Source organism: Actinosynnema sp. CA-299493, assembly GCF_050946825.1.
In the GTDB taxonomy this organism is placed as follows: domain Bacteria; phylum Actinomycetota; class Actinomycetes; order Mycobacteriales; family Pseudonocardiaceae; genus Actinosynnema.
In genome coordinates this window covers 547815-573754 of the sequence record NZ_CP191993.1, presented here as the reverse complement: position 1 = coordinate 573754, position 25940 = coordinate 547815, and the positions used below count along the sequence as shown (strand labels likewise).

General features: G+C 72.5%; 25 protein-coding genes. 12 read left to right on the top strand and 13 right to left on the bottom strand.

Translation table 11 applies throughout. The features are described 5' to 3' along the window. Entirely contained in the window at positions 1-303 is a 303-nt protein-coding gene (locus tag ACQPYE_RS02850; protein WP_498718970.1) for an urease subunit gamma, read from the bottom strand. Positions 304-489: 186 nt separating this feature from the next. On the opposite strand from ACQPYE_RS02850, the gene ACQPYE_RS02845 reads away from it, so the two are divergent. The 7 genes from ACQPYE_RS02845 (at position 490) to ACQPYE_RS02815 (ending at position 6726) form a co-directional block, all read left to right on the top strand. After that, complete coding sequence (locus ACQPYE_RS02845; RefSeq protein WP_498718969.1) at positions 490-1602, top strand: citrate synthase 2; 1113 nt, start codon at positions 490-492, stop codon at positions 1600-1602. After that, positions 1599-1997: a polysaccharide biosynthesis C-terminal domain-containing protein gene (locus ACQPYE_RS02840; protein WP_498718968.1), complete on the top strand. Its 399-nt coding sequence runs from the start codon at positions 1599-1601 to the stop codon at positions 1995-1997. The genes ACQPYE_RS02845 and ACQPYE_RS02840 overlap by 4 nt, the downstream gene beginning before the upstream one ends. Before the next feature lies 1 nt (position 1998). Then, positions 1999-3171: a hypothetical protein gene (locus tag ACQPYE_RS02835; protein WP_498718967.1), complete on the top strand. Its 1173-nt coding sequence runs from the start codon at positions 1999-2001 to the stop codon at positions 3169-3171. 121 nt (positions 3172-3292) lie between these two features. Beyond that, a complete protein-coding gene (gene serC / locus ACQPYE_RS02830; protein WP_498718966.1) occupies positions 3293-4426 on the top strand; it encodes a phosphoserine transaminase in 1134 nt (377 codons plus the stop codon). A 238-nt stretch (positions 4427-4664) separates the two neighbouring features. Continuing rightward, complete coding sequence (gene sepH / locus ACQPYE_RS02825; protein ID WP_498718965.1) at positions 4665-5576, top strand: septation protein SepH; 912 nt, start codon at positions 4665-4667, stop codon at positions 5574-5576. Between the two features lie 342 nt (positions 5577-5918). Further along, positions 5919-6293, top strand: coding sequence for a hypothetical protein (locus ACQPYE_RS02820; protein WP_498718964.1), 375 nt, complete (start codon positions 5919-5921; stop codon positions 6291-6293). Then, entirely contained in the window at positions 6286-6726 is a 441-nt protein-coding gene (locus tag ACQPYE_RS02815; RefSeq protein ID WP_498718963.1) for a hypothetical protein, read from the top strand. The genes ACQPYE_RS02820 and ACQPYE_RS02815 overlap by 8 nt, the downstream gene beginning before the upstream one ends. A gap of 34 nt (positions 6727-6760) precedes the next feature. On the opposite strand, the gene ACQPYE_RS02810 is transcribed toward ACQPYE_RS02815, so the two are convergent. After that, complete coding sequence (locus ACQPYE_RS02810) at positions 6761-6955, bottom strand: hypothetical protein (protein ID WP_498718962.1); 195 nt, start codon at positions 6953-6955, stop codon at positions 6761-6763. Positions 6956-7091: 136 nt separating this feature from the next. Here ACQPYE_RS02810 and ACQPYE_RS02805 point away from each other — a divergent pair, with 136 nt between their 5' ends. Both ACQPYE_RS02805 and ACQPYE_RS02800 read left to right on the top strand, forming a co-directional pair. After that, entirely contained in the window at positions 7092-8855 is a 1764-nt protein-coding gene (locus tag ACQPYE_RS02805; RefSeq protein ID WP_498718961.1) for an ABC transporter ATP-binding protein, read from the top strand. Then, positions 8852-10720 carry an ABC transporter ATP-binding protein gene (locus ACQPYE_RS02800; protein ID WP_498718960.1) on the top strand — a complete coding sequence of 623 codons (1869 nt, stop codon included), beginning with the start codon at positions 8852-8854 and terminating at the stop codon, positions 10718-10720. The genes ACQPYE_RS02805 and ACQPYE_RS02800 overlap by 4 nt, the downstream gene beginning before the upstream one ends. Positions 10721-10807: 87 nt before the next feature. On the opposite strand, the gene ACQPYE_RS02795 is transcribed toward ACQPYE_RS02800, so the two are convergent. Both ACQPYE_RS02795 and ACQPYE_RS02790 read right to left on the bottom strand, forming a co-directional pair. Continuing rightward, complete coding sequence (locus ACQPYE_RS02795) at positions 10808-11488, bottom strand: DUF2537 domain-containing protein (protein ID WP_498718959.1); 681 nt, start codon at positions 11486-11488, stop codon at positions 10808-10810. A gap of 48 nt (positions 11489-11536) precedes the next feature. Beyond that, complete coding sequence (locus ACQPYE_RS02790) at positions 11537-12313, bottom strand: TrmH family RNA methyltransferase (RefSeq protein WP_498718958.1); 777 nt, start codon at positions 12311-12313, stop codon at positions 11537-11539. Positions 12314-12519: 206 nt separating this feature from the next. Between ACQPYE_RS02790 and ACQPYE_RS02785 the strand changes: the two genes are divergently transcribed. Continuing rightward, positions 12520-14019, top strand: a complete 1500-nt coding sequence (locus tag ACQPYE_RS02785; protein WP_498718957.1) for a glutamate-cysteine ligase family protein — start codon at positions 12520-12522, stop codon at positions 14017-14019. 94 nt (positions 14020-14113) lie between these two features. Here the strand turns inward: ACQPYE_RS02785 and ACQPYE_RS02780 are convergent, their stop codons facing one another. Further along, entirely contained in the window at positions 14114-14332 is a 219-nt protein-coding gene (locus ACQPYE_RS02780) for a hypothetical protein (RefSeq protein WP_498718956.1), read from the bottom strand. Here ACQPYE_RS02780 and ACQPYE_RS02775 point away from each other — a divergent pair. Continuing rightward, entirely contained in the window at positions 14327-15001 is a 675-nt protein-coding gene (locus ACQPYE_RS02775) for a pentapeptide repeat-containing protein (protein ID WP_498718955.1), read from the top strand. The two genes, ACQPYE_RS02780 and ACQPYE_RS02775, sit on opposite strands and share 6 nt — an antisense overlap. A 5-nt stretch (positions 15002-15006) precedes the next feature. On the opposite strand, the gene ACQPYE_RS02770 is transcribed toward ACQPYE_RS02775, so the two are convergent. The 6 genes from ACQPYE_RS02770 to ACQPYE_RS02745 form a co-directional block, all read right to left on the bottom strand. Then, positions 15007-15417, bottom strand: coding sequence for a hypothetical protein (locus ACQPYE_RS02770; protein ID WP_498718954.1), 411 nt, complete (start codon positions 15415-15417; stop codon positions 15007-15009). Between the two features lie 4 nt (positions 15418-15421). Beyond that, positions 15422-17053 (bottom strand): ABC-F family ATP-binding cassette domain-containing protein, encoded by a 1632-nt coding sequence (locus ACQPYE_RS02765; RefSeq protein WP_498718953.1) that lies wholly within the window; start codon positions 17051-17053, stop codon positions 15422-15424. Positions 17054-17229: 176 nt separating this feature from the next. Continuing rightward, positions 17230-17994, bottom strand: a complete 765-nt coding sequence (locus tag ACQPYE_RS02760; protein ID WP_498718952.1) for an ABC transporter permease — start codon at positions 17992-17994, stop codon at positions 17230-17232. Between the two features lie 19 nt (positions 17995-18013). Beyond that, positions 18014-19261 (bottom strand): MFS transporter, encoded by a 1248-nt coding sequence (locus ACQPYE_RS02755; protein WP_498718951.1) that lies wholly within the window; start codon positions 19259-19261, stop codon positions 18014-18016. Between the two features lie 79 nt (positions 19262-19340). Beyond that, positions 19341-19790, bottom strand: a complete 450-nt coding sequence (locus ACQPYE_RS02750) for a MarR family winged helix-turn-helix transcriptional regulator (RefSeq protein ID WP_498718950.1) — start codon at positions 19788-19790, stop codon at positions 19341-19343. 34 nt (positions 19791-19824) lie between these two features. Further along, positions 19825-21336 carry an NCS2 family permease gene (locus tag ACQPYE_RS02745; RefSeq protein WP_498718949.1) on the bottom strand — a complete coding sequence of 504 codons (1512 nt, stop codon included), beginning with the start codon at positions 21334-21336 and terminating at the stop codon, positions 19825-19827. 75 nt (positions 21337-21411) lie between these two features. On the opposite strand from ACQPYE_RS02745, the gene ACQPYE_RS02740 reads away from it, so the two are divergent. After that, a complete protein-coding gene (locus tag ACQPYE_RS02740; RefSeq protein ID WP_498718948.1) occupies positions 21412-21681 on the top strand; it encodes a DUF2530 domain-containing protein in 270 nt (89 codons plus the stop codon). Between the two features lie 603 nt (positions 21682-22284). On the opposite strand, the gene ACQPYE_RS02735 is transcribed toward ACQPYE_RS02740, so the two are convergent. Then, positions 22285-25116: a sacsin N-terminal ATP-binding-like domain-containing protein gene (locus ACQPYE_RS02735; RefSeq protein WP_498718947.1), complete on the bottom strand. Its 2832-nt coding sequence runs from the start codon at positions 25114-25116 to the stop codon at positions 22285-22287. Then, positions 25113-25883: a DUF3027 domain-containing protein gene (locus tag ACQPYE_RS02730; RefSeq protein ID WP_498718946.1), complete on the bottom strand. Its 771-nt coding sequence runs from the start codon at positions 25881-25883 to the stop codon at positions 25113-25115. Before ACQPYE_RS02730 ends, ACQPYE_RS02735 begins: the two co-directional genes overlap by 4 nt. Positions 25884-25940: the final 57 nt, after the last annotated feature.

Below are 25940 nucleotides of genomic sequence, written 5' to 3'. Positions count from 1 at the left end.
TCACACGATCGGGTCATGCACGGTCACGAGCTTGGTGCCGTCCGGGAAGGTCGCCTCGACCTGCACGGACTCGATCATCTCCGGGACGCCGTCGAGGACCTGGTCCCGGCCCAGCACGTGCCTGCCGCTGTCCATCAGCTCGCTGACCGTCCGGCCGTCCCGGGCGCCTTCGAGCACGTGGTCGGTGATGAGCGCGACCGCTTCCGGGTAGTTCAGGACCACCCCGCGATCGAGCCGCCGGCGCGCGACGTCGGCCGCCACGTGGACCAGCAGCTTGTCCCGCTCGTGCGGTGTCAGGTGCATGACCGGTGGTCTACCACGGGAAACACACCAGGGCCCGGAACCGAAACAAGGGCTTAACGATCTACCCCGCCTCTGAATCGGTCCCTTGATCGTGACCGACGACACGCGCACCCCCGATTGCCCGCACGTCGGAACGGGAGCAAGGTGCTGTCAACTCTTCACTCCCGCCGAGAAGGAGCGCACAGCGTGGTGCAGACCGAGGACGACGGATTCCGGCCGGGCCTGGAGGGCGTGGTCGCCTTCCGCACCGAGATCGCCGAACCGGACCGCGACGGCGGCGCGCTGCGCTACCGCGGCGTGGACATCGAGGACCTGGCCGGTCACGTGACCTTCGGCAACGTGTGGGCGCTGCTGGTCGACGGCCGCTTCGGGCCCGGCCTGCCGCCGGCCGAGCCGTTCCCCATCCCGGTGCACACCGGCGACGTGCGGGTGGACGTGCAGGCCGCGCTGGCCATGGTCGCCCCCATCTGGGACTACCAGCCGCTGCTGGACATCACCGACGAGCAGGCCCGCGAGCAGCTCGCCCGCGCCTCGGTGATGGCCCTGTCCTACGCCGCGCAGTCCGCCCGCGGCATCGGCCGCCCCGCCGTGCCGCAGCACCGCATCGACGAGTGCCGCACCATCACCGAGCGCTTCCTCACCCGCTGGCGCGGCGAGCCCGACCCGGCGCACGTCAAGGCCCTGGACGCCTACTGGGTGTCCGCCGCCGAGCACGGCCTCAACGCCTCCACCTTCACCGCCCGCGTCATCGCCTCCACCGGCGCGGACGTCGCCGCGGCCATGTCCGGCGCGATCGGAGCCATGTCCGGCCCCCTGCACGGCGGCGCGCCCGCCCGCGTGCTGCCGATGATCGAGGCGGTCGAGCGCACCGGCGACGCGCAGTCCTACGTCAAGGGCATCCTCGACCGGGGCGAGCGCCTGATGGGCTTCGGCCACCGCGTCTACCGGGCGGAGGACCCCCGCGCCCGCGTGCTGCGCCGCACGTGCCGCGAGCTCGGCGCCACCCGCTACGAGGCCGCGAACGCCCTCGAACAGGCCGCCCTGGCCGAGCTGCGCGAACGCCGCCCGGACCGCGCCATCGAGACCAACGTCGAGTTCTGGGCCGCCGTGATCCTCGACTTCGCCCAGGTGCCGCCGCACATGATGCCCGCGATGTTCACCTGCGCCCGCACCGCCGGCTGGTCCGCGCACATCCTGGAGCAGAAGCGCACGGGCCGCCTCGTCCGCCCGTCCGCCAAGTACGTCGGCCCCGGCCCCCGCACGCCGTCCGAGGTGGAGGGCTGGGACGAGATCGCGTGACGGAGCTGCCGATCACGCACCTGCCGCCCTCCGCCGACCGGCGCGGCGTCAGCTTCGCCCTGGCCGACCTGTCGGCGATCGGCCCGATCGCCGACGTGCACGTGGCGTCCATCCGGCCGGGCCACGTGCGCGGCCGGCACTACCACGCGCACAAGGGCGAGCTGATCACCGTGGTGTACGAGGACGCCTGGTCGCTGCACTGGGACACCGGCCCGGACACCCCGAGCCACCACCGCACGTTCACCGGATCGGGTGGCGTCGTGGTCGCCCCACCGCCGAACTGGGCCCACGCCGTCCGCAACGACGGCCAGGCCGACCTGTGGCTCTTCGTCGCCTCGGACCGGCCCTACGACCCGGCCGACCCCGACGCGTTCCCCCGCGAGGTCACCGACTGACATGGCCGACACCGACGTGTTCCGCACGTTCTGCCACATCAGCGAGTACGGCGAGACCGGCTACGAGCACCTGCACCGGATGATCGCCACCAGCGCGCCCCTCGTCCTGTGGTCGCCGTCGAGCCGGCTGCTGGAGAGCCCGCGCTGCCGGGTCGCCGACGCGGACTTCGTGCGCCACGTCGAGCACGGGCGGATCAGGGTCGTCGGCTGCGAGCCCTGGCTGCTGGACCGCTCGTTCCGCGACGGCCACCAGTGGTCGGGCGCCGGGTGGCGCACCGAGGTCGACGACGCCATCCGCTCCATCGCGCGCGACGACGCCTCCCGGCCCCTCGCGGAGCGCCGCGTGGTGATCGCCCCCGACGAGCAGGGCTCCGTCCGCGCCACCGAGCACGTCGAACTCCACCCCGAGGTGGTCGGCACCCTCCACGCCGCCCTCACCGGCCCCACCGCCGGGTCGTTCCCGGTGGGCGTCGTCGAGCACGCCGGCCGGTTCCGGGACTCGCCCCGCGCCCTGGCGACCGACGTCCTGCGGCACGCCTACAACCACCTGGACGCGCTGACCCTCTCCGGCGGCGAGGCCCCGTTCTACCTCTCCCCGCGCGAGAGCCGCTTCCACGACCTGCTCTCGACCCTGCACGGCGACGAGCCGCGCGGCGCGGTCGACCTCCCCGACCAGGCCCTGCTCACCGACCTGACCGACCAGGTCCTCGACCTGCTCGGGCGCCTCGAAGCGGCGGGCGGCGCGCCGCTGACCGGCTTCACCGAGGGCGAGGGCCGCGACCTGCTCGCCCGCTGGATGAGCGGCGTGTGCGCCACCGTCCGGTCCGGCGCGGCCACCGAGGGCGTGCTCCTGCGGACGTTGCAGGCCGACTTCGACTCGGGCCGCCTGCGCAACGACTGGCGCGACCTGGTGCGCGGCCCCGACGGCGCCCTCACCGGCGGCGGGCTGGGCCTGGTCGCCGCCGAGGCGATGGCCCAGCAGGTGGACGTGTTCGTCGGCCTGGGCATGGCCACCGGCGCGATCTCCGTCGCGCGCGGGCTCCTCCAGCACCTCGGCCACGTCGCCGCGCCGTACGAGAACGCCTCCCAGTGGCCCTTCCTGTACGCGTTCGGCAAGCGGGCCTCGGGCCGGCGCCGGACCGCCCTGGCGCAGGTCCTCGACCTCCTCGCCTGACCCATTCCACGTGACCAGGGACACCCGCCTGTCACCGTCCGGCCACGCGGCTGCAACACTGAGCGCTCCCGGCAACGGCGCCGGTCGTGCCGACCCCCTCCCCGTAACCGGAGGCTTCGCGATGACCCAGACCGCCGACCCGACCTCGTTGGTCCTGCCCTCCGACCTGCTGCCGTCCGACGGCAGGTTCGGGTGCGGGCCCTCCAAGGTCCGTCCCGAGGCCCTGGCGGCACTCGCGGCCGAGGGCGCCGCGCTGATGGGCACCTCCCACCGGCAGAAGCCGGTGAAGTCCCTGGTCGGCTCCGTCCGCGCCGGCCTGCGGGAGCTGTTCTCGCTGCCCGAGGGCTACGAGGTCGTCCTCGGCAACGGCGGCACCACCGCGTTCTGGGACGCCGCCGCGTTCGGCCTGGTCCGCGAGCGCGCCCAGCACTTCACCTACGGCGAGTTCTCCTCGAAGTTCGCCAAGGTCACCGGCGACGCGCCGTTCCTGGGCGACTCGATCGTGGTCAAGGCCGACCCGGGCAGCGCGCCCGAGATCACCTACGCCGAGGGCGCCGACCTCGTCGGCTGGGCCCACAACGAGACCTCGACCGGTGTCGCCGTGCCGGTCTCCCGCCCCGCGAACAGCGACGGCGCCCTGATCGCCATCGACGCCACCTCGGGCGCGGGCGGCCTCCCGGTCGACCCCTCCGACTTCGACGTCTACTACTTCGCGCCGCAGAAGTGCTTCGCCTCCGACGGCGGCCTGTGGATCTCCCTGATGTCGCCGGCCGCCCTCGACCGCGTCGCCGAGATCGGCAAGTCGGGCCGCTGGGTGCCGGAGTTCCTCTCCCTCACCACGGCGCTGGACAACTCCACCAAGGACCAGACGTACAACACGCCGTCCCTGGCCACGTTGTTCCTGCTCAACGACCAGATCGAGTGGCTGCTGGCCAACGGCGGCCTCACGTGGGCCGTGGACCGCACCGCCGACTCGTCCTCGCGGCTCTACACGTGGGCCGAGGCGACCTCCTACACGACCCCGTTCGTGGCCGACCCGGCCCACCGCTCGCAGGTCGTCGGGACCGTCGACTTCGACGACTCGGTGGACGCCTCCGTGGTGGCCAAGGTCCTGCGCGCGAACGGCATCGTGGACGTCGAGCCGTACCGCAAGCTCGGCCGCAACCAGCTCCGCGTCGCCATGTTCCCGGCCGTCGAGCCGACCGACGTGAGCACGCTGACCAAGGCCGTCGACTGGGTCGTCGGCAAGCTCTGACCCCGAGCCGCACCGTGGGGGTCGTCCTTCCGGGGACGGCCCCCACAGTCATGACCAGGCACTTCGGCAACCCGTAGGCACGGCCGGCGAGGTGAACCTTGTGCTAACGGAGGTGCGCGAGCCGCCGACATACGGCAAGATCACACGAAGATATCGGCGAACACGGCGAGTCGCCCCCGTCAAGGCGGCGCGCCGGATTACGTTGTACTCGGCGAGGTGAGCCATCCGGGAGGCCATGATGCGTGCGTTGCGAGTCATCGGGCTCGAAGACGACGGCAAGTCCGTCATCCTCGAGGACCCGGATCGCGGCGAGCGCTTCGTGCTCCCCGCCGACGAACGGCTGCGCGCGGCGGCACGCGGCGACCTCACCCGACTCGGCCAGATCGAGATCGAGGTCGAGAGCCAGATGCGCCCCCGCGAGATCCAGGCCAGGATCCGCGCCGGCGAGTCCGTCGCCCAGGTGGCGGCCGCCGCCGGCCTGCCCGCCCACCGCGTCGAGCGCTACGCCTACCCCGTCCTCCTCGAACGCTCCCGCACCGCCGACCTGGCCCAGCGCGCCCACCCCGTCCGCGAGGACGGCCCGGACGTGCAGACCCTCGGCGAGGTCGTCGCGCACTCCTTCGGCCTGCGCGGCCAGGAGTACGCCGACGTCAGCTGGGACTCGTGGCGAGGCGAGGACGGCCGCTGGGTCGTGCAGCTCCACTGGACCGCCGGCCGGTCGGACAACCTGGCGCACTGGGCCTTCCACCCGGGAGCCCAGGGCGGCACGGTGACCGCGCTGGACGACGGCGCCATGGAACTCATGGACCCGAACCCCAACCGGACCCTGCGCACGGTCCGCCCGGTGACCCAACTGGCCCGCCAGGCCCTGGAACTGGAGAAGCAACAGGAACCGGAAATCCTCGCCCGCGAGGACCCGCCCCCACCGCCCCCTCCACCACCGGCCCAGGACCCCCAACCAACCCCCGAACCCGCCCCGGTCGCCGAGGAACCGGCCCCGACGCCACCCTCGGCCCCCCACCAACCGGCCGCAGGCTCCAAGCAACAACCGCCCCGCAAGGACCCACCACCCAAGCGCGGCAAGAAGAACCACCCGATCGTCCCCTCCTGGGAAGACGTCCTCCTGGGCGTCCGCTCCACCCGAGGCTGACAACACGACAACGCCCCCCAGCACCATCGCGGAGGCCACGCACCCGCAACATCCCCACCGAGGCCCGATTTGACATGGGTTCGGGTGCTTTAGGCTGGTCGAAGCCGGGCAGGCTTGGCGGACGCTCTTCCCGCCGGGCCTGCCCGGCTTTGGCCTGCCTGGAGTGCCCGTAAGGGCCCCATGTCACATCGAGCCGGACTCACCCCACCCCCACCCAACCCCGCCCCACCCGTCCCCAACCCCACCCGTCCCCAACCCCGCCCCACCAACCCCAACCCGCCCGTCCCCAACCCACCCCCACCCGCAAGCTTGACCACCACCCCATCCGGGTAACCCCCCGCCATGCTGGGACGACTGGTCGTCGGCGCCGTCTTGGGGGCCGGTTTGGGCGCGGCCTGGTGGGGCCTGCGCGAACTCATCGCATCCGGAGCCGTCTGCTCGACCGAGGACTGGGACTGCCTGGCCGTGGGCCTGTTCGCCATGCCGATCAGCCTGGTCGTGGGCGTGCTGATCGCCTGGGTCATCCTCAGGGCCGCCCACCAGGACCGCCCGCTCGGCTACGCGACCGTGGGCGTCACGTTCACCGCCGTCCTCACCCTGCTCACCGTCTGGGTCTCGATCCCCGCCGGGTCCGTCGCCGCCGGTGTGCTCGGCTTCGTCCTGGCCGCCCCGGTGACAGCGAGGCAGCCGGTCAGCCACACTTCCGCCCGTGACTGACACGCCGCACCCCGCACGCCTCACCGTGGGCGGCTTCGCGGTCAAGGCGCTCCTGCGCGTCGTCGTGTCGGCCGTCCTCGGTTCCGCGCTGCTCATCGCCTGGATCTGGGCGTACCGCAGCGGCGTCCTCGACCGGGTGGTGAACGAGACCAGCCTGAGCGGGTTCATCCTGCTGGTCGTGGTCGGCCTGCCGATCGCGCTGGTGTTCAGCGCCCTGGTCGCCGGACCGGTGCTCTGGCTGCTGAAGATCCGCCCGGTGTGGCCGATCATCCTGCTCGGCCCGATCATCCTGGGCCTCGCGCACTACTTCGGCGCGCCCGAGCGGCTGACCTCCCTCGGCGACCGGTGGACCGTCCTGATCCTCCTCGCCGGCGCGAGCTACGGCCTCGCCGGCCTGGTCACCTCACCGGCGATCCTCCGCCGCGCGAAGTAGCAGCTCCCCCGAATAGCGGCTCCACCGGACGGGATCAGTCCGGCACCGGCACCTCGTCGAGCACTTCCACGCCGAACCCCTCGAACCGGCACCAGCCCTCCGCCTCCTCCCGGCTGATCGGCCTCGCCCCCTCGGGCCGGACGCCCCCGACCACGTCCCACCCATCGGGCGCGAGCACGTACAACCTCCCCCCGCTCACCGCCAGCAACCGACCGCGGGGAAACGCCATCGCCGGCTCCGCCCGGAGATACTTGACCTCCACCTTGACCTCCACCTAGCTCCAGCTTGCAGGGTCGAAGAGACGAAAACCGGATGCCGATTGTCGGTCCACCTTCGTACCGTCATGGTGGACCGGAGGGGGACTCGTGTCGGAAGACCGTACTTCCACAGCCGCGACTCTGCGCAGGCTGTGGCCGTACCTCAAGCCCGTTCGCACACCCGTCGTGCTGGCGATGGCCGCCACCATGCTCGCGATGACGTGCGGCCTGGGCATCCCACTGATCACCCAACAAATCGTGGACGGCCCGATCGCCGGCCGCGACCTGAGCGCGTTGCCGCTGCTCATCGGCGTCATCGTGCTGCTCGGCTGCGCCGAGGCCGCGCTGTTCTACGCCCGTCGCAAGCTGATCGCCGGACCGGCGTCGGACGTCGAGGCGCGGATGCGGGCCGAGCTGTACCACCACCTGCAAGACCTTCAGGTGGCCTTCCACGACCGCTACCAGTCGGGGCAGCTGCTGTCCCGCGCCACGACCGACCTGACCCAGGTGCGGCGGTTCGTCGGCTTCGCCGTGATCTTCCTGGTGGTCAACAGCCTGGTCGTGCTGACCGGGCTGGGCGTGCTGTTCTGGTTGTCACCCGTGCTCGGCCTGATCGTGCTGGTGACCACGCTGCCGCTCGTCGCCCTGTCCTACCTGTTCGAGACGAAGTTCAAGGTCGTCGCCCGCCGTGCTCAGGACCAGTCCGGCGACCTCACCACCGTGGTCGAGGAGTCGGTGCTCGGCATCCGCGTGCTCAAGGCCTTCGGCCGCGGGCCGCACCTGACCAAGCGGTTCGTCCGCCAGGCGCGCGAGCTGCGCGACACCGAGGTCACGAAGGTCCGGATCTTCGCCGCGCTGTGGGCCGTGCTGATCGTGCTGCCCGAGCTGGGCATCGCCGGTCAGCTGGCGTTCGGCTCGATGGGCATCGCCAACGGCACCGTCACGGTCGGCACGCTCGTCGCCGCCGTCACGGTGAGCGCCTACCTGCGCTGGCCGGTTGACTCGATCGGGTGGTTGCTGGCGGAGACGAACTCGACCGCGTCCGCCCTGGAGCGGTACTTCGAGGTGACCGACACCCCGATCACCGTCACCACCCCGACCACCCCGAAGCCGCTGACCACACCCGTCCGCGGGCACGTCCGCTTCGAGGACGTCCGCTACCACCACCCCGGCTCGGACAACGAGGTGCTGCGCGGCGTCGACCTGGACATCCGACCGGGTGAGACCGTGGCCCTCGTCGGCGCCACCGGCTCCGGCAAGACCACCGTCACCGCGCTCGTGCCCCGGCTGGCCGACGTCACGGCGGGCCGGATCACGCTCGACGGCGTCGACGTGCGCGAACTCGACCTCGCCGAACTCCGCCGGGTCGTCGGGACCGCGTTCGAGGAGCCGATCCTGTTCTCCGCGAGCGTCACCGAGAACGTGGCCCTCGGCGCCAAGGACGTCAGCGAGGAACGGGTCCGCGAAGCCCTTGAGGTCGCCCGCGCCGAGGGCTTCGTCGACGCCCTCCCGTGGGGGCTCGACACCCGGATCGGCGAGCAGGGCCTGTCCCTGTCCGGCGGTCAGCGCCAGCGCCTCGCCCTCGCGCGAGCGGTCGCCGGGCACCCGGCCGTGCTCGTCCTGGACGACCCGCTCTCCGCGCTGGACGTGCACACCGAGGCCGAGGTCGAAGCCGCGCTGCGCCGCGTGCTCAAGGACGTCACCGCGCTCGTCGTCGCCCACCGCCCGAGCACCGTGCAGCTGGCCGACCGGGTGGCGATGCTGGTCGACGGCCGGATCGCGGCGACCGGCACGCACGCGCAACTGCTGGCGGACAACGAGGAGTACCGCAACCTCCTGTCCACGATGGAGGACGAGGAGGTCGCCGCGTGACCACCCACCCGCAACCACCCCAACCACCCCAACCACCCCAACCACCCCACCAGGACGAAGCCTGGCGCGGCGTCGCCGCCGAGGACGTCGAGGACGTCGACCACGCCACCGGGGTCAAGCTCCAGGCCCGCTCTCGCCGTCTCCTCGGCGAGCTGATCCGCCCGCACACCAGGGCCGCGATCCTGGCCCTGGTGATCGTGATCGCGGAGAACGTGGTCAACCTGGCCGGCCCGCTCCTCATCGCCGCGGCCATCGACACCGGCATCCCGGCCGCGCTCGACGGCCGTCCCGACGCCCTGGCCTGGTGCGTCGGCGGCTACGTCGTCGCCGCGATCTCCGCCACGCTGCTGCGCTGGTCGTTCGTCCGCCTGACCGGTCGGATCGGCCAGGACATCCTGCTCGTCCTGCGCGAACGCGTCTTCCGGCACGCCCAACGCCTGTCCGTCTCGTTCCACGAGAAGTACACGTCTGGCAAGGTCATCTCGCGCCTGACCAGCGACGTCGACTCCCTCCAGGACCTGGTCGAAGAGGGCTTGGACGGCTTCTTCTCCTCGATGCTGTCCCTGCTGGGCATCTCGGTCGTCCTGCTGTACCTGGACGTGCCGCTGGCGCTCGTCGTGCTGTCGGGCTTCCTGCCGCTGATCCTGCTCACCCAGTGGTTCCGCCGCCGGTCCGGCCGGGCCTACCGCCACACGCGCGGCGCGATCGCGAAGATCATCGTGCAGTTCGTGGAGACCATGAACGGCATCCGCGCGGTGCAGGCGTTCCGGCGCGAGCGGCGCAACGAGAAGATCATGGGCGAGCTGAACACGCGGTTCCGCGACGCCAACACCGACGCGATGGGCGTGATGGCGGCGTTCACGTCACTCGTCCGAGTGATCGGCAACCTGTCGCTGGCGGTGATCCTGGCGTGGGGCGCGTTCCGCGTGGCGGGCGGGCAGCTGGAACTGGGCGTGCTGGCCGCGTTCACGCTGTACGTGCGGCGGTTCTACGACCCGTTCGACCAGCTCGCCATGTTCGCCAACGCCTACGCCTCGGCCACCGCCGCGCTGGAGAAGATCTCCGGTCTGCTGGAGGAGGAACCGCAGGTCCGCGAACCGGAGGAACCGACTCCCCTCGGCGACGTCCAGGGCGCGGTCCGGTTCGACGGCGTCGAGTTCCGCTACTCCGGCTCCACGCCCGTCGTGCTGCCGCCGTTCGACCTGACCGTGCCCGCCGGGCAGACCGTGGCGCTGGTCGGCGCGACCGGTGCGGGCAAGTCCACGCTGGCCAAGCTCGTGGCCCGGTTCTACGACCCGTCCGCGGGCTCGGTGCGGCTGGACGGGGTCGACCTCCGCTCCGTCGCGGACGTCGACCTGCGGCGCGCGGTGGTCATGGTGACGCAGGAGAACTTCCTGTTCGACGGGTCCGTGCTGGACAACATCGCGCTGGGCCGGCCGTCCGCGACCCGGGAGGAGGTCGAAGCGGCGGCACGGGCGGTCGGCGCGGAGGACTTCATCCGGGCGCTGCCCGAGGGCTACGACACCGACGTGCGCAAGCGCGGCGGGCGGCTCTCGGCCGGGCAGCGGCAGATGGTGGCGTTCGCGCGGGCGTTCCTGGCCGACCCGGCGGTGCTGGTGCTGGACGAGGCGACGTCCAGCCTGGACGTGCCGACCGAGCGCGCGGTGCAGGGCGCGCTGGAGACCGTGCTGGCCGAGCGGACGGCGTTCATCATCGCCCACCGGCTCTCCACCGTGCTGATCGCCGACCGGGTCCTGGTGCTCGACGGCGGCCGGGTGGTGGAGGACGGCACGCCGGAGGAGCTGATCGGCGGGCGCGGCCGGTTCGCCGCGCTGCACACCGCTTGGCGGGACTCCTTGGCCTGAGCCCCCACCTCACCGCGGGACCGTCGGCTTCACGGCGAGGTCGTCGGCCTCACAGCAGGGTCGTCGGCTTCACAGCAGGGCGTCAGCTCACAGCAGGGTCGTCAGCAGCAACGACAACCACGCCGCCAGCACACCCGCCACCACGCCGTACGCGACCCACCGCCACACCGGCACCTTCCGCGCCAGCCACACGGACGGGGTGATGCCGCCGACCACCAGGACGTTCGCCAGCAACGCGAGCCACTGGCTGGTCTCGCCCAGCCCGACCGACAGCGTGTAGACGGTGAACGTCACCACGGCGGCGACGATGAAGCTGACCGTGAGCCCGGTGCCCCAGGGGGTCTCCTCCTGGGGTTCCGGCTCCCCGGCCTCCCCCTCCGCGACGTCACCGGCCTCACCCGGCTCACCCGCCCCCTCGGCCCCGCCAACCCCCGCCGCCCCGCCAACCCCCGCGGCCTCTTCCGCCTCACCGGGCGGAGCGTCCACGACCACCAACTCACCGCTCACGGGATCGGTGTACTCCACCGGTGTGCCCATGTCAGCCGCCAGCCTTCCCGCGAGTTGTCGTCCCCGCCTGGTCACGAGGGCGCTCGCGACGCCGTCGGAGGGCGCGTCGGTCCGCGTCAGCGCGTCGGCCACCTTCGCCCACTCGTGCAACGCGTCGGCGAGACCCGCGCCGAGCGGGAGGCTGTGCGGGTCGACTTCCCGCTCACCCGCGTCGTCACGGCCCGCGAGCACGGCCCGGCCGTCCTGGACCCGCAGTTCCACCTACGTCCTCCTCTGGTCGTGCTCGTGCTCGGGGAGAACGTAGCGCGTTCAGGCGATCGCGTAGAAGGCGATCGCGGCCGCGGTCGCCACGTTCAGCGAGTCGACACCGTCCGCCATCGGGATGCGGACCGCGACGTCGGCCGCCGCGATGGCCTCGTCCGTCAGGCCCGGCCCCTCCGATCCGAGCAGGACAGCGACCTTGCGACCGCGCAGCCCGGCGTCGGCGAGGTTCTCGGAGCCGGCCCTCGGCGTGAGCGCGGCGACCGCGAAACCGTTGTGGCGCAGCAGCTCGAAGGCTTCGGTCAGGTTCGGCGCCGACGCGAACGGCACGCGCAGCACGTGACCCATCGAGACGCGGACGCTGCGCCGGTACAGCGGGTCGCTGCACCCCGGGCCGAGCAGCACGCCGTCGATGCCGAGCGCGGCGGCGTTGCGGAACAGCGAGCCCAGGTTCTCGTGGTCGCCGACGCCCTCCAGCACCGCGAGCCGCCGTGACGAGGCGACCAGGTCGGCCACGTCCGGCTGGGGCGCCCGGTCGGCGGCGGCCAGCACGCCCCGGTTGAGGTGGAACCCGACCACCTCGGCCATGACCTCGGCGGACGTGACGTACGCGGGCGCGGGGAGGTCGCCGAGCGCTTCGACCCTCCGCCGCACGCCGAGCAGCCCGCGCACCGGGTAGGGCGAGCTCAGGAGCCGTTCGACCACCACGACGCCCTCGGCGATCACCAGGCCGCGCCCACCCGGCCGGTCGGGTCGCCGGTCGGCCGTCGACAGGTCCCGGAAGTCGTCCAGCCGGGGGTCCGCCGGGTCGTCGATCTCGATCACGCCGTGCAGTGTCCCACCTGACGACAGGTGAACACCCCTCGTAGATCGGATGTCGCAGCCGCAACCCGCTAACCAGCACATTCTCGCTTATTGTTACTCCCATGTGACAGAGAGCACCGATTTGGGCGCTGGCGGGCAGATGCTCGCTGTGTCACGGTTGGCCTCCGCTAAGCCCGCCGGAGCAGCCCTACCGATTGGGAGGCGGCATGGGTACGGATGTGTCCAGTCGGACGTTCACCAGAGAGGACCGCCGGCGCTACCGCCAGCGCATGCAGCGGTGCATGGACGCGCTGGGGACCATGCTGGCGGAGGAGAGCTTCTCCTTCCCGAGGCAGCAGATGGGGCTGGAGATCGAGCTGAACCTGGTCGACGGCGTCGGTCGGCCCGCGATGGCCAACTCCGAGGTGCTGGAGAAGATCGACGACCCGTCGTTCACGCTGGAGCTCGGTCAGCACAACCTGGAGGTCAACGTCCCGCCGCGCGAGCTGGCCGGTGACGAGACGCTGGACCTGGAGCGCGAGCTGGTCTCCACGCTCGCGGCGGCGGACGAGAAGGCGCACGACGCCGGCACGTCGATCGTGATGATCGGGGTGCTGCCGACGTTGCGGCACGAGCACTTCGACCGGCGGTGGCTGTCGCAGCAGGCGCGGTACACGACGTTGAACGACCAGATCCTCGCCGCGCGCGGTGAGGAGGTCGTGCTGTCGATGGAGGGCTCGCCCCTGCCGGGGCGGGCGGGCGAGCGGTTGTCCAGCTACGCCGAGTCCATCATGCCGGAGGCGGCTTGCACGTCCGTGCAGCTGCACCTCCAGGTGGCGCCGGACGACTTCGCGGCGCACTGGAACGCGGCGCAGGCGTTGGCCGGCGTGCAGGTGGCGATCGCGGCGAACTCGCCGTTCCTGCTCGGGCGGGCGTTGTGGCACGAGACCCGCGTGCCGCTGTTCCTCCAGGCCACGGACACGCGGTCGCAGGAGCTGAAGAACCAGGGCGTCCGGCCTCGGGTGTGGTTCGGCGAGCGGTGGATCACGTCGATCTTCGACTTGTTCGAGGAGAACGTGCGGTACTTCCCGGCGCTGCTGCCGGAGACCGGCGACGAGGACCCGTTGGACGTGCTCGGTGCCGGTGGGACGCCGTCGTTGACGGAGTTGCGGCTGCACAACGGGACCGTGTGGCGCTGGAACCGGCCGGTGTACGACGTGGTGGACGACGTGCCGCACCTGCGGGTGGAGAACCGCGTCCTGCCGGCCGGGCCGACGGTGCTCGACACGATGGCGAACGCGGCGTTCTTCTACGGCGCGCAACGAGCCCTGACCACCCTGGAACGTCCTTTGTGGACCCAAATGTCGTTCCACGCGGCCGAGGAGAACCTGTACGCCGGGTCGCGGCACGGGATGGGCTCGCAGCTGTACTGGCCGGGCATCGGTTGGGTGCCGCCGGACGAGCTCGTCCTGCGCCGGCTGCTGCCCCTGGCCCACGAAGGGCTGCGGGCGTGCGGCGTGTCCGACGAGGCGCGCGAGCGCTACCTGGGCGTGATCGAGGCCCGGTGCCTGGCGCGGCGCACGGGCTCCCAGTGGCAACGCGAGACGGTGGCGCTGCTGGAGGACCGCGGCGCCGACCGCGACACCGCGCTGAGCGCGATGCTGGGCCGCTACGTCGAACTGTCCCACGCCGGCGAACCGGTCCACACCTGGCCCGTGGGCCTGTGACACCAGTGCCCGCCGCGCTTCGTTCGCGCGGCGGGCACCCACACCGTCCTGCAACGCCTCGCCGCCGACTCGCCTCGCGACCAACCCACCATCGTCAACGCCTGAGTACTTTCATCAGCTCCACCACCCACCGCACCTTCACCACCCACCGCCTCGACCCCACCACCGACAACCACCTCCCCGATCGGATGGCGCCGGACGTCCAAGCCGCCTTCACCGTGCTGACCACCCGGCTGACCACCCGCGACCACACCCACGACGCCACACCCCCGCCGCGGGCGACCTGGACCTGCGCGGCGCCTGCCTTGTGCATGGCGACTTCGTCGGCGCGGACCTGCGAACGGCGAACCTCACGCGGGCCACGCTGAAGTGGACCGATCTCACCCGCGCGCAGGCGGACTACGCGGACCTGACCGAGGTCGACCTGACCGGCGCGCGCCTCGGCGAAGCGATCCTGATCGTCGCGAACCTCCGCGGAGCCGACCTCACCACAGCGGACCTGGGCGGAGCGAGGCGGGGCGGGCGGGGCTGGACGGCGCGGACAGCTACCCGGAGCCCGCTTGGACGGCGCGTCACACGACGGCACGCGTCGAGCACACCGCCACCGACCACGCCACCACAGGACGCTGGTGGTGAGCTCGCCCGCGTTCCCGCGTTCCCGCGTTCCCGCGTTCCCGCGTTCCCGCGTTCCCGCGTTCCCGCGTTCCCGCCTCGCCCCGCGTCCATGCCCCCGCCCACGCCCCCGCCCACGCCCGCGTCGATCACCACGTCGACCTCGACCATGGCCTCGTCATGGCGCACCGTTCGGCATGGAGCCCGGCGCAGGGTTGAGGCCGAGCGCCGCGCCTTCATTCTTCCGGCAACGCTTTCGGCGTTTCCATTGATCCCCGAACGCACGCGGTTAGCTCGTTCAGGTGATCTTCACGGTGCCCGCCTCAGCGCCGCACGACCACATTACCCCAGGTCAGCGGCGGCGGCCTGATTTCATCAGCGGCGGCGGCCGGACTTCAGTGGGGCGACGTCGGCGCCGTCGTGGGAGCTGCGGCACTCGTCGGGGGTCACCGCCTCGACCGCCAGGGTCAGCATGCCCTTCACGCCCGTGTAGATGCTCTCGCCCGCCGACGCCAGCGACGTGTGCACCCGGTTCGAGTCGGAGAAGTCCCGCTCGTCCTTCGTGCGCTTCTTCCCGGCCTCCTCGGGCTTGGTCGCGCTGCGCAGGTTGATCTCCAACCACGCGGCGACCTCCGTCGGCGTGCTCAGGACCTCCTCCGGCGTGCGCTCCAACCGCTCGGCGCGCGGGGAGGCGTGGTCGAGGGACGTGTGCTCCACATACGCGTGCCAATGCGTGTTGCGCAGAGACCACGTCTGCTCGATCGGCCAGTCCTCCTCGGTGCCCATGCGCCTATCTTGCCAGGGTCCGCACGTCCAAGGTGTGGTCAACCCCCACAGCCGACGCCATCCGCCGGTCGTGGGTGACGAGCAGCAGCGTGCCCCCGTAACCCTCCAGCGCCTGTTCCAACTGCTCGATGGCCGCCACGTCCAAGTGGTTGGTCGGCTCGTCCAGCACCAGGCACGTCGTCCCCCTGGCCTGGAGCACCGCCAACCCGGCCCTGGTCCGCTCACCCGGCGAGAGCGAACGGGCCGGTCGCAGCACGGCGTCCGCGCCCACCCGGAACTTCGCCAGCAACGTCCGCGCCTCCACGTCCGCCAACCCGGTCATCCCGGTCACCACCTCCAGCACCGACGACGACACGGCGAAGTCCGCGCGCACCTGGTCGACCTCACCCACCACCACCCCCGGTCCCCGGCTCCGCTCACCCGACGCCAACGGCAACCGGCCCAGCAGCGCCCCCAGCAACGTCGACTTCCCCGACCCGTTCGGCCCCGTGATCCGCCACCGCTCCCCCGCGCCGATCGTGAGGTCGACCGGCCCGAGCGTGACGTCGCCCCGACGCACCACCGCCCCGCGCAACGTGAACGCGACCTGACCGCCCCGCCCCGCGCCGGGCAACGTCAACCGCAACTCCCACGGCTCACGCGGCTCCTCGACCTCCTCCAGCCGCGCCAGCCGACGGTCCACGACGGACGCCTTGGCGGTCAGGTTCTCCGCGCCCTGCTTGCGGGCGGCCTTGATGTTCTTGTCGCTCTCGTCCGACTTCGCGTTGCGCCGCACGCCCTGCCGCGACCACTCCCTCGTCTGCCGCGCCCGCTGCGCCAACGCGTCACGCTTCGCCGCGAACGCCCCGTACTCCTCCCACGCCCGCTCCCGCGCACGGGCCTGCTCCCGCACGTACGCGTCCCACCCGCCGCCGAACACGGTCACGCCGTGGCTGAACTCGTCCAGCTCGGCGATGGCGGTCGTGGTGCGGGCCAGGAACTCGCGGTCGTGGCTGACCAGGACCATCCCGGCACGGCTGCGCAGCACGTGCGACTCCAGGACCTCCAGCCCGGCCAGGTCGAGGTCGTTGGTCGGCTCGTCGAGCAGCAGCACGTCGGCCGTCGTCAGCAGCACGGCCGCCAGTCGCAGCCGCGCCGCCTGCCCGCCGGACAGCTCGACGAACCCCGACCCGCCCTCGTCCGACCCGCGCTCGTCCAGCAACGTCGCCGGCAGCCCGAGCCGTTCGCACACCTCCTCCGCGCGTTCCGCGAAGTCCGCCGCGCCGGACGCGGTCCACCCGTCGAACGCCCGCGCGTAAGCGTCCTCCGACCCCGCCGCGCCCTCGCTCAACGCCTCGGTCGCCGCCTCGAACGCGCGCTGCGCCGCCGCCACCCCCGTGCGCCGGGCCAGGTGGTCGCGCAACGACTCGCCCGGCCGGATCTCCGTCTCCTGGGTGAGGTGCGCGACGGCGCCGCGCACGGTCACCACGCCGGAGTCGGGCGTCAGCTCACCGGCCAACACCCGCAGCAACGTCGACTTCCCGACGCCGTTGGGCGCGACCAGCCCTACGCGTTCACCTGCGGGAACATCGAGATCCACCTCCGAGAGCACGGTCCGCGGACCGAACGACAGCGTGACGTTCCGGGCTGTCAACACCGCCCGATCGTGGCACGCCCGCCCGCCGTCGGCACCCGACTTTCCGCCGCCCCCGACGCACGACGAGGCCCCGCCCACCGATACGACGAGGCCCCACCCACCCGGCGGTACGACCGGGAGGCGGGGCCTCGTCTGTTCCCGAACTGACTGCCGCTCCCACCACGAAGCGACGAGCCTTAGGTTAGCCTAACTTCACCGACCACACCAGTCCTGCGCACCAGGCCGCGGGCGACGAGTTCCACGACCACCGCGATCGCCACCGCCTCGACCGCCAGCAGCCCCAGCAGCACGACGAGCTGCAACGCGCCCGCCTGCCACACCGGCGCGCCGCCCAGCAGCATCCCCACGAACGCGCCGGGCAACGTCACCAAGCCGACCGTCCGGGTCTGGTCCAACGCCGGCACCAACGCCTCCGCAGCCGGTCCCCGCACCAGCTCCCGCACCGCCACCGGCTCGGTGAACCCCAGCGCCAACGCCGCCTCGAACTCGCCGTGCCGGTCCCGCAACGTGTCCAGCGTCCGCCGCACGGACAACGTCGTGGCCGTCATCGCCCCACCGATCAGGATCCCGCCGACCGGCACCAGCGCGATCCCCCGCAACGGCACCAGACCGCTCACCACCAGCGCCACGAGCGCCGGCACCGTCCCGCCGAGGATCGCCGCGCCCACCCACGCACCACGCCGCCCGGTCTTCGTGCGCGCCGCCGACGTCCCCGTCGCCACGACCGCCATCACCACCAGGAACGCCGCCGTCAACGGCAACGACGCCAGCACCACCGCGATCACCGCCGACACCGCGGCCAGCTGCGCCGTCGCCCGCACGGCCGCCCGGACCACGGGCCGGGGCGACGCCAACCGCGCCCACCACAGCACGGCGCCCGCGACGCCGGTGAAGATCAGGCAGACGACGAGCAGCCGGACCCAGTCCGTCGCGATGACCACGCGCCCATTGTCGGACCGGTCAGACGCGTGCGCGACGGCGCAGGCCCAAGCGGTGCGCGGGCAGCTTCACGCCACCCCGCCGGGCCAGCACGACCCCGCCGACCACGGCCGCCAGGATCGACACCACGCCGCCGACGACCAGTGGCGCGCGGGCGGTGAAGTGTTCGGCCAGCCAGCCCATCACCGGGCCGCCCACCGGGTTGCCGCCCAGGAACACCAGCATGTAGAGGCCCATGACCCGGCCGCGCATCGCGGGCGACACGCCCAGCTGCACGGTCGCGTTGGCGGTCGTGGTGAACGTCATCATGGCGATGCCGAGCGGGATCAGCGCGGCGCCGGTCAGCCACATCGTGGGCAGGATGCCGGCGACGATCTCCAGCACGCCGAACGCCAGGGCTCCGATGATCAGCAGCCGCAGCCGCGGCTTGCCCTTCGCACTGCGCTTCGCGGCCAACGTGGCGCCCGCCAGCGTGCCGACCGCCAACATCGTGGACAGCAGGCCGTAGGCGGACGCGTCGCCGCCGAACGTGTTGCGCGCCAGCACGGCCAGCGTGACGTAGAAGTTCAGCCCGAACGTGCTGATGAAGAACACCAGGAACAGCAGGATCACCAGGTCCGGGCGCTTGCGCACGTACCGCAGGCCTTCCCGCAGCTGGCCCTTCTCGCGCGGCACGGGGTCGCCGCGGTGCAGTTCGGCGGCACGCATCAGCAGCAGCCCGGCCAGCACGCCGAGGAAGCTGATCGCGTTGATCAGGAACACCCAGCCGGTGCCCACGAAGATGATCATCACGCCGGCGACGGCCGGTCCGACCATCCGGGCCAGGTTGAACGTCATGGCGTTCAGCGCCACCGCGTTGGTGAGCTGGTCGCGGCCGACCATCTCGACCACGAAGCTCTGCCGCACCGGCGTCTCCACCGCGGACACCGCGCCGAGCAGCAGGCACAGCAGGTAGACGTGCCACAGCTGGACCACGCCGGTGACGTCGAGCAGGCCGAGCGTCAGCGCGCAGAGCCCGAGACCGGTCTCCAGCACCAGCAGCAGCTTGCGCTTGTCCATCCGGTCGGCGAGCACGCCCGCCCACAGCGACAGCAGCAACGTGGGCGCGAACTGGAGCGCCGCCGCGATGCCCAGGGCGACCGGGGAGCCGTCGGACAGCTCCAGCACCAGCCAGTCCTGCGCGACGCGCTGCATCCACAGCCCGACGAGCGAGACGACCTGGCCGGAGGCGTAGAGGCGGTAGTTGCGGACGCGGAGCGAGCCGAACATGCGACGACGTGGCGGGGGTGCGGCTGGGTTGCGTTCGACCTGGTCCGTCTCTGCCCCACCCGCGTACGCCGGCACTTCGTTACTGCCCCGCCATCCTGTCGATGATCTCGGCGGCGCGCGACAGCGCGCCCCGGTCCTCGGGTGTCAGCTCGGCCAACCGCTTGTCCAGCCAGGCTTCCCGCGCGGACACCTCTTCGTTGATGTAGCTCAGCCCCGTCTCGCTCAGCTCCACGATGGCCTGCCGGCCGTCGGTGGGGTGGGGGCGGCGCGTGGCGAACCCGTACTCCTCCAGGGCGGCTATCACCCTGGTCATCGACGGTGGCTGGACGCCTTCCTTGGCGGCCAGCTCGCCCGGCGTCAGGGGTCCGCACTTGTGCAACGTCGACAGCGCGGACACCTGGGTGAGCGAGATCGCGGAGTTCACCCGCTGCGCGCGGAGCCTGCGGTTGAGCCGGACGACGGCCAGTCGCAGCCGACTCGCCAGTCCCGCTTCAGCCTCGGTCTCCACCACGTAGTTAGCATACCTCACGATCTCGGCACCCGTCCCTGTGAAGTTGCCCATCTCAGCTCGCGAGAGCGGCCTGGATCGGTCCGATCGCGAAGTAGACGACGAAGGCCGCCGCGACGATCCACATCAGCGGGTGCACGCTGCGCGCACGCCCGGTGAGCGCCCGCAACACCACGTAGCTGACGAAGCCCGCGCCGATGCCGTTCGCGATCGAGTACGTGAACGGCATGATCACGATGGTGAGGAACGCGGGCAGGCCGACCGAGAAGTCGGCGAAGTCGATCTCCTTGATCTGCATGATCATCAGCGCGCCGACGACGACCAGCGCGGGCGCCGCCGCCTCGATCGGCACCACCGCGTACAGCGGGGTGAGGAACATGGCGGCGAGGAACAGCAGGCCGGTGACGATGTTCGCCAGCCCGGTCCGCGCGCCCTCCGCGATGCCGGACGCCGATTCGATGAAGACGGTGTTGGACGACGAGGACGCCGCACCACCCGCGACCGCGCCCACGCCGTCCACGAACAACGCCTTCGACACGCCCGGCAGCTGACCGTCCTTGCCGATGACCCCGGCTTCCTTGCCCAGGCCGGTCATCGTGCCGACGGTGTCGAAGAAGTCGGTGAGCACCAGGGTGAACACCAGCAGCGCGGCGGTCAGCGCCGGCACCCGCGTCCACGCGCCGAACGACACGTCGCCCAGCAGCGAGAGGTCGGGCAGCCCGAACACCTGCTCCGGCAGGCCGGGGTAGCCGAGGTTCCAGCCGGCCGGGTTGGTGCCCTTCGACGGGCCCGCCTTGACGATCGCCTCGATCACGATGGACAGCACGGTCGCCGCCAGCACGCCGATCAGGATCGCGCCCTTGACCTTGCGCGCGACCAGGATGCCGGTGACCACCAGGCCGACCACGAAGACGAAGGTGGGCCACGACGCGATGGACCCGTTGATGCCGAGCCCGACCGGCACGGTGGTGCCCGCCGCGTCCGGCACCCGGCGCACGAACCCGGCGTCGACCAGGCCGATGAAGCAGATGAACAACCCGATGCCGACCGCGATGGCCGCCTTCAGCTCCGCCGGGACCGCGTTGAACACGGCCGTGCGGACGCCGGTGACGACCAGCAGCAGGACCACCAGGCCGTTGACCACGACCAGGCCCATCGCTTCGGGCCACGACATCTGCGGCACGATCGTGACGGCCACGAACGAGTTGATGCCCAAGCCCGTGGCCAGCGCGAACGGGTAGTTGGCGACGAGTCCGAAGAGGATCGTCATCACCCCCGCGACCAGCGCCGTCACCGCCGCGACCTGCGGGATGGTGAGGATGTTGCCGAGCACGTCGACCTTCGCGGAGGGGTCGTCGGCGGCGAAGCTGCCCAGGATCAGCGGGTTCAGCACGACGATGTAGGCCATGGTCACGAACGTGACGAGCCCACCGCGCACCTCCCGGCCGACCGAGGAGCCGCGTTCGGAGATCTTGAAGAACCCGTCCAGCTTGGACCGGGGCGACGTCGGCGGGGTCGGCGGCGGCGTCGGCGGCGTCTGAGCGGCGGGTGTCTCGGCGGTGGCCATCTCATCTCCTCGATCGGTGGTGCGGAGCAGGCAGAGCGTGCCCTACTCGTGTTTCAGGCGGGTAGCCTGCCCGACGTGGCCGAACAGGACTCGACACCCCTCCCTCCCCCACCCCCGCTCCCCCCACGCCTGGCCGACCCCGTGCCCGCGATCGTGGCCGGGACGGCCCTGTGGCTGCTCGCGCTGGTCGGGGTGCTGCTGTTCGCGCGGGACGACGCGGTCCTGCTCTGGACGTGCCTGTGCGGCGGCCTGCTGGGACTCACCGGCTACGGCCTGTTCACCTGGCAACGATCCGCCGCCCGCCGAGGCAGCCGCACCGCCCAGCAGGGCCAAGGCCTGGAGTGAACACCACCCACCCCCGCACCACCCACCGCTGACAGGCCGCCCCACCCACCGCCGACACCGCCGCCCCACCCCGCCCGGAGCGGACCCGGCACCGACCACGGACCACGGACCGGACATCTCAGGCACCGGACATCTCAGGCACCGGGGACCGGGGACCGGGGACCGAGGACCGAGGACCGATCGTGCCTGGCTGCCTGGCTGGCACCACCCTCGCCGGCACCACCGGCACCACCCGGCTGGCACAGCCCACTCCGGACACAGTCCACCCGGGCCGCCACCGACTGACGCCACCCGGCGACCGACACCACCCGTCCCCTGCCGACGCGGTCCGTCCCCCGCCGGCATCCGCCGCCCGCTGGCACCGGCCGCCCCTGGACCCACCGCGCCTCGGCTGCCGCGACCCACTCTCGCGGCTGGCACCGACCGAGGTCCGAGACGACGCGGAGGGCTCGGAGGGCTCGGACGACGCGGACGGCTCGGCTGACACTGGGGGCCGAAGCGCCGCGCCTCCCTCTTTTCCGGCAACAAATCCGGGATTTCCATTCATCCCCGGAGCCGCTTGCACGATCGGGTGATCTCGGCGGTCGGGGGCAGGCCGGGTGGTCAGCCCAGCAGGACGGCAGGTGTCGGGTCGGTGATCAGGGCGGCGAACGTGTGCCGATCATCCCAGCGGCCCGTGGTCCACGCCAGCGCACGCGCCAAGCCCTCGGGCGTGTCGGCGGCGTGCACGACCTCCTCGTCCACCCACCACGACACCGAGTGCTCCGCACCCTCCGCCGCCACCACCAGGTCGTCGTGCACGACCAGCGAACCGACCGGCAGCTCCACCCCGAGCAGGTCGCACGCCAACCGCACCGCGCCCAGCTCCGACCAGACCACCTCGTCGCCCTCGCCGACCACCGCGCCGGACACCTCCTCCGACGCCAACGGCAGCGCCAGCAGTTCGGCCAGCTCGGCCGCCGCGCCGGACGACGCCAGCACCTGGGCCGGCGGCAGCACGCCGAGCAGCCACGGCAGGTCCAGCACCAGCACGTCGTCAGCAGGCGAAGCGGCGCCGGTCAGCACCCGCACCCGGTCCGGCGGCTCCACGCTCACCGAGTCCGCCACCTCGGCCAACTCCGCGTGCACCCGCAGCACCAGGGCGTCGGACAGCTTGCGCGAAGGGTCACCCAGCCGCGCGATCAGATCCGTGACGTCGTCGGAGTCCACCACGCTCAACGACGTGCGCACCCCGGCCGCCGCCAGCACGTGCGGCGGCAGGCCGATCGACGGCACGACGTCGTACAGGCCCTCCAACGCGTCCGCGTCCGGCAGCCGCCACGACCCGAGCGGCACGCCCTCGATCGTCGCGTACCGGGCCAGCCACCAGCCCGTGTAGCCGTCCGGCTCGCTCACCGCCCGCCACGCCACGGGGTCGGCGGCCATCATCGCCAACGCCTGAGGCCACTTGTCCCGCGCCACGAGGTCCAGGTCGCGGATGCCGAGCACCCGCGTCGGCGGCACGTCGAACGCGTCCCACCAGTAGCCCTCGTCGGCCAGGTCGTGGTCGGGTTCGGTGGGCGAGTCGTCCTCCACCACGGTGAACCCGTCGATCACGCCGACGTCCGCCAGCACCGAACGGGGCCACTCGGCCGCCACCTCGGCGTCGAGCACGCCGAACGGCGCGTCGGGCTCCAGCACGGCCAGCAGCGCCGAGTCCGGCAGCACGAGCTCGTCCGCGCGCCGCCACTCACCGTCCGCCGACGGCAGCGCCAGCTCCGCGAGCCACGGCCGCCCACCGGCCCGCGACACCAGCCGCAGCACGGTCCGCACCAGCTCGGGACCGTCCAAGGCGGGGTCGTCCAGGCTGCGGTGCACGGCTTCGCGCACGGCGTCGGAGTCCAGCAGCTCCGCCGGACCGGCCTCGGTCGCGCCCAGTCGCAGCAGCAGCGGGTGCACCGCCTCGGGGTGCGCGATCCGCAGCCCGGGCACCGAGAACAGCTCCGTGTCCGTGCCCACGAGCACCCCGCGCGGGCTGCTCACCAGCCTGCCGTCCACCAGCGGCACGGGCAGGCTGCCCATCGCCTCGCGCGCGGTGGAGTCGACGTCCGCGACCGGTGACAGCGCGTCGTACACCTGGTGCCACCACGTCGGGTCGCCGCCGACGCCGGCCAGCGCGGAGACCACTTCGGACACACCGAGCCGCGGCACTTCCAGGGCCGCCAGCGCCTTCGCGTGCGGTGGCAGCGTCAGCTCGTGGTCCAGCAGGCCGGGGATGACGTCCTCCAGCAGCTCGACCAGCTCGAACGACGCCAGGTCCAGCACCTTCGCGGTGGCCGGCGCGGCCCACTCGCCGTCCGCCAGCGGCAGCCACGAGGCCGACCGCAGGGCCGCCAGCACACCGGTGCGCAGCCGGTCGTCCACTTCGGACAGGGGGAACCCGGGCAGCGGCACCAGCGACGTCCGCTCGACCGCCGGCAGCTTCGCCACCAGCTCCGGGTACGCCGCCGCGGCCTCCTCCAGCACGAACGTCGCCGCCGCGCCCGCCAGCACGCGCCGCCGCGACGGCTCCACCGGCAGGGTCGCGATCAGCCGGGCGGGCAGCGAGAGCTTCTCGTCCGTGGGCGTCGGTGCGTGCAGCACGTCGCCGGACAGGGGTTCGTCCATCGGCCACGCCCAGCACACCGACCACTGCGGGCGCGACTCGACCCCGGCGACCAGCGCCTCGGGCAGTTCGCCGCCGACCCGGTGCACCAGCCACCGCTGCGCGCCGCCGGGCCCGGTGAGCACCACCACGCCGTCGTCCTCGGACCGCTCCCACGCCTCCGCGCCGACCTCGACCCGCCGCAGCCCCGGCAGCGCCAGCAGCAGGTCCGGCACCTGCACCGCGAACTCGGCCAGCAGCGCGGGGCCGTCCGCGGCCTTCAACGGCAGCCGCACCTCGGTGTCGAACCCGTCCGGCACGTCCGACTCGTCCGACGGCCACACCAACCGCAGCACCGGCACGTCACCGCCGCGCGCGGACGCCAGCGACGGCACCGCCTCGCGCGTGCGGGAGGCGGAGAACGCCACCGCGCCGCTGCGCGACACGACCCGGGGTTCGTCGGTCACCGCCAGCACGGCCGCGAAGCCCACGCCGAACTGCCCGACCGTGTCGGCGGTCTTCGAGGACGCGCGCAACGACGCCAGCGCCGTCACACCCGCCGCGTCCAGGGGCGCGCCGGTGTTCGCCGCGCGCAGCTCACCGTCCACGACGGACAGTCGCAGCACGCCGGGCGCGTCACCGGCCGCGTCGGAGGCGTTCTGCGCCAGCTCCACCAGCAGCCGGTCGCGGTACCCGCCGAGCCTGAGGTCCTCCTCGGCGTTGGCGTCCTCGCGGAACCGCGTGGGCGAGCCGCGCCACGCCGCCAGCACCGACTCGCGCAGCGCCTCGGTGCCGAACGGGTCCGCGCTCACTTCCCGCTCTCGGCGTTGGCCTCGACGTCGAGCACCGCGTCGTCGTAGACGACCTCGGCGACCGGCACCAGCGGGCCGCCCTCGACCTCGACCTCGGAGTGCGCGCCGCACCCGTACTCCACGTGCACGACCTGGCCGTCGGCCGGCGTCATCTCGTTCGCGCACACCCCGAAGGCGGCGCCGAGCGACCCGGCGATCCGGGTGTAGAAGCCGCACGTGCCGCAGTGGGCGGGCGCGCTGCGGGCCATCTCGCTGCGCGGCCCGAAGTCGCCGCCGTGCCAGCGCTGGGCGGCGTCGAGCACGCCCTCCCGCGACAGCACCCGCACGCGACCGAGCCCGACCTCCAGGGCGACCTCCTCGACCGCCGGGTCGTCCGAGCCGACGTAGCCCGGCGCGAGGCGCGGGTCGTCCTCGGGCGTGGGCAGCAGGTCGCCGACACCGAGGTCGCCCGCGCGCACCCGCTCGTGCCACGGCACCCACTCGGGCGCGACCAGCGCGTCGTCGCCGGGCAGCAGCACGACCTCGCTCACCGACAGCGGCGTGCCGGGTCCGGCGAACGCGACCGTGACGGCCCAGTTCCAGCCCTGGTAGCCCGCGTGGTCGGCCTCGAACAGGTGGGTCGCGGACACCGGGTCCTCGGCGACGGTCCCCACGTGGTCGCCGACGCGCTCCGCGCCCGCCTCCTCTTGCGCGGCGGCTCGGGCGAGCCGGACTGCCGCTGGGTCGGCGAGCGCTGGATCGGGCTGGCGGGTCGGCGTGGCGGTCACGGGATGAATTGTGCCGCACGTCCGCGCCTCGCCGTGCACACGTGCCACCCTTTCGGA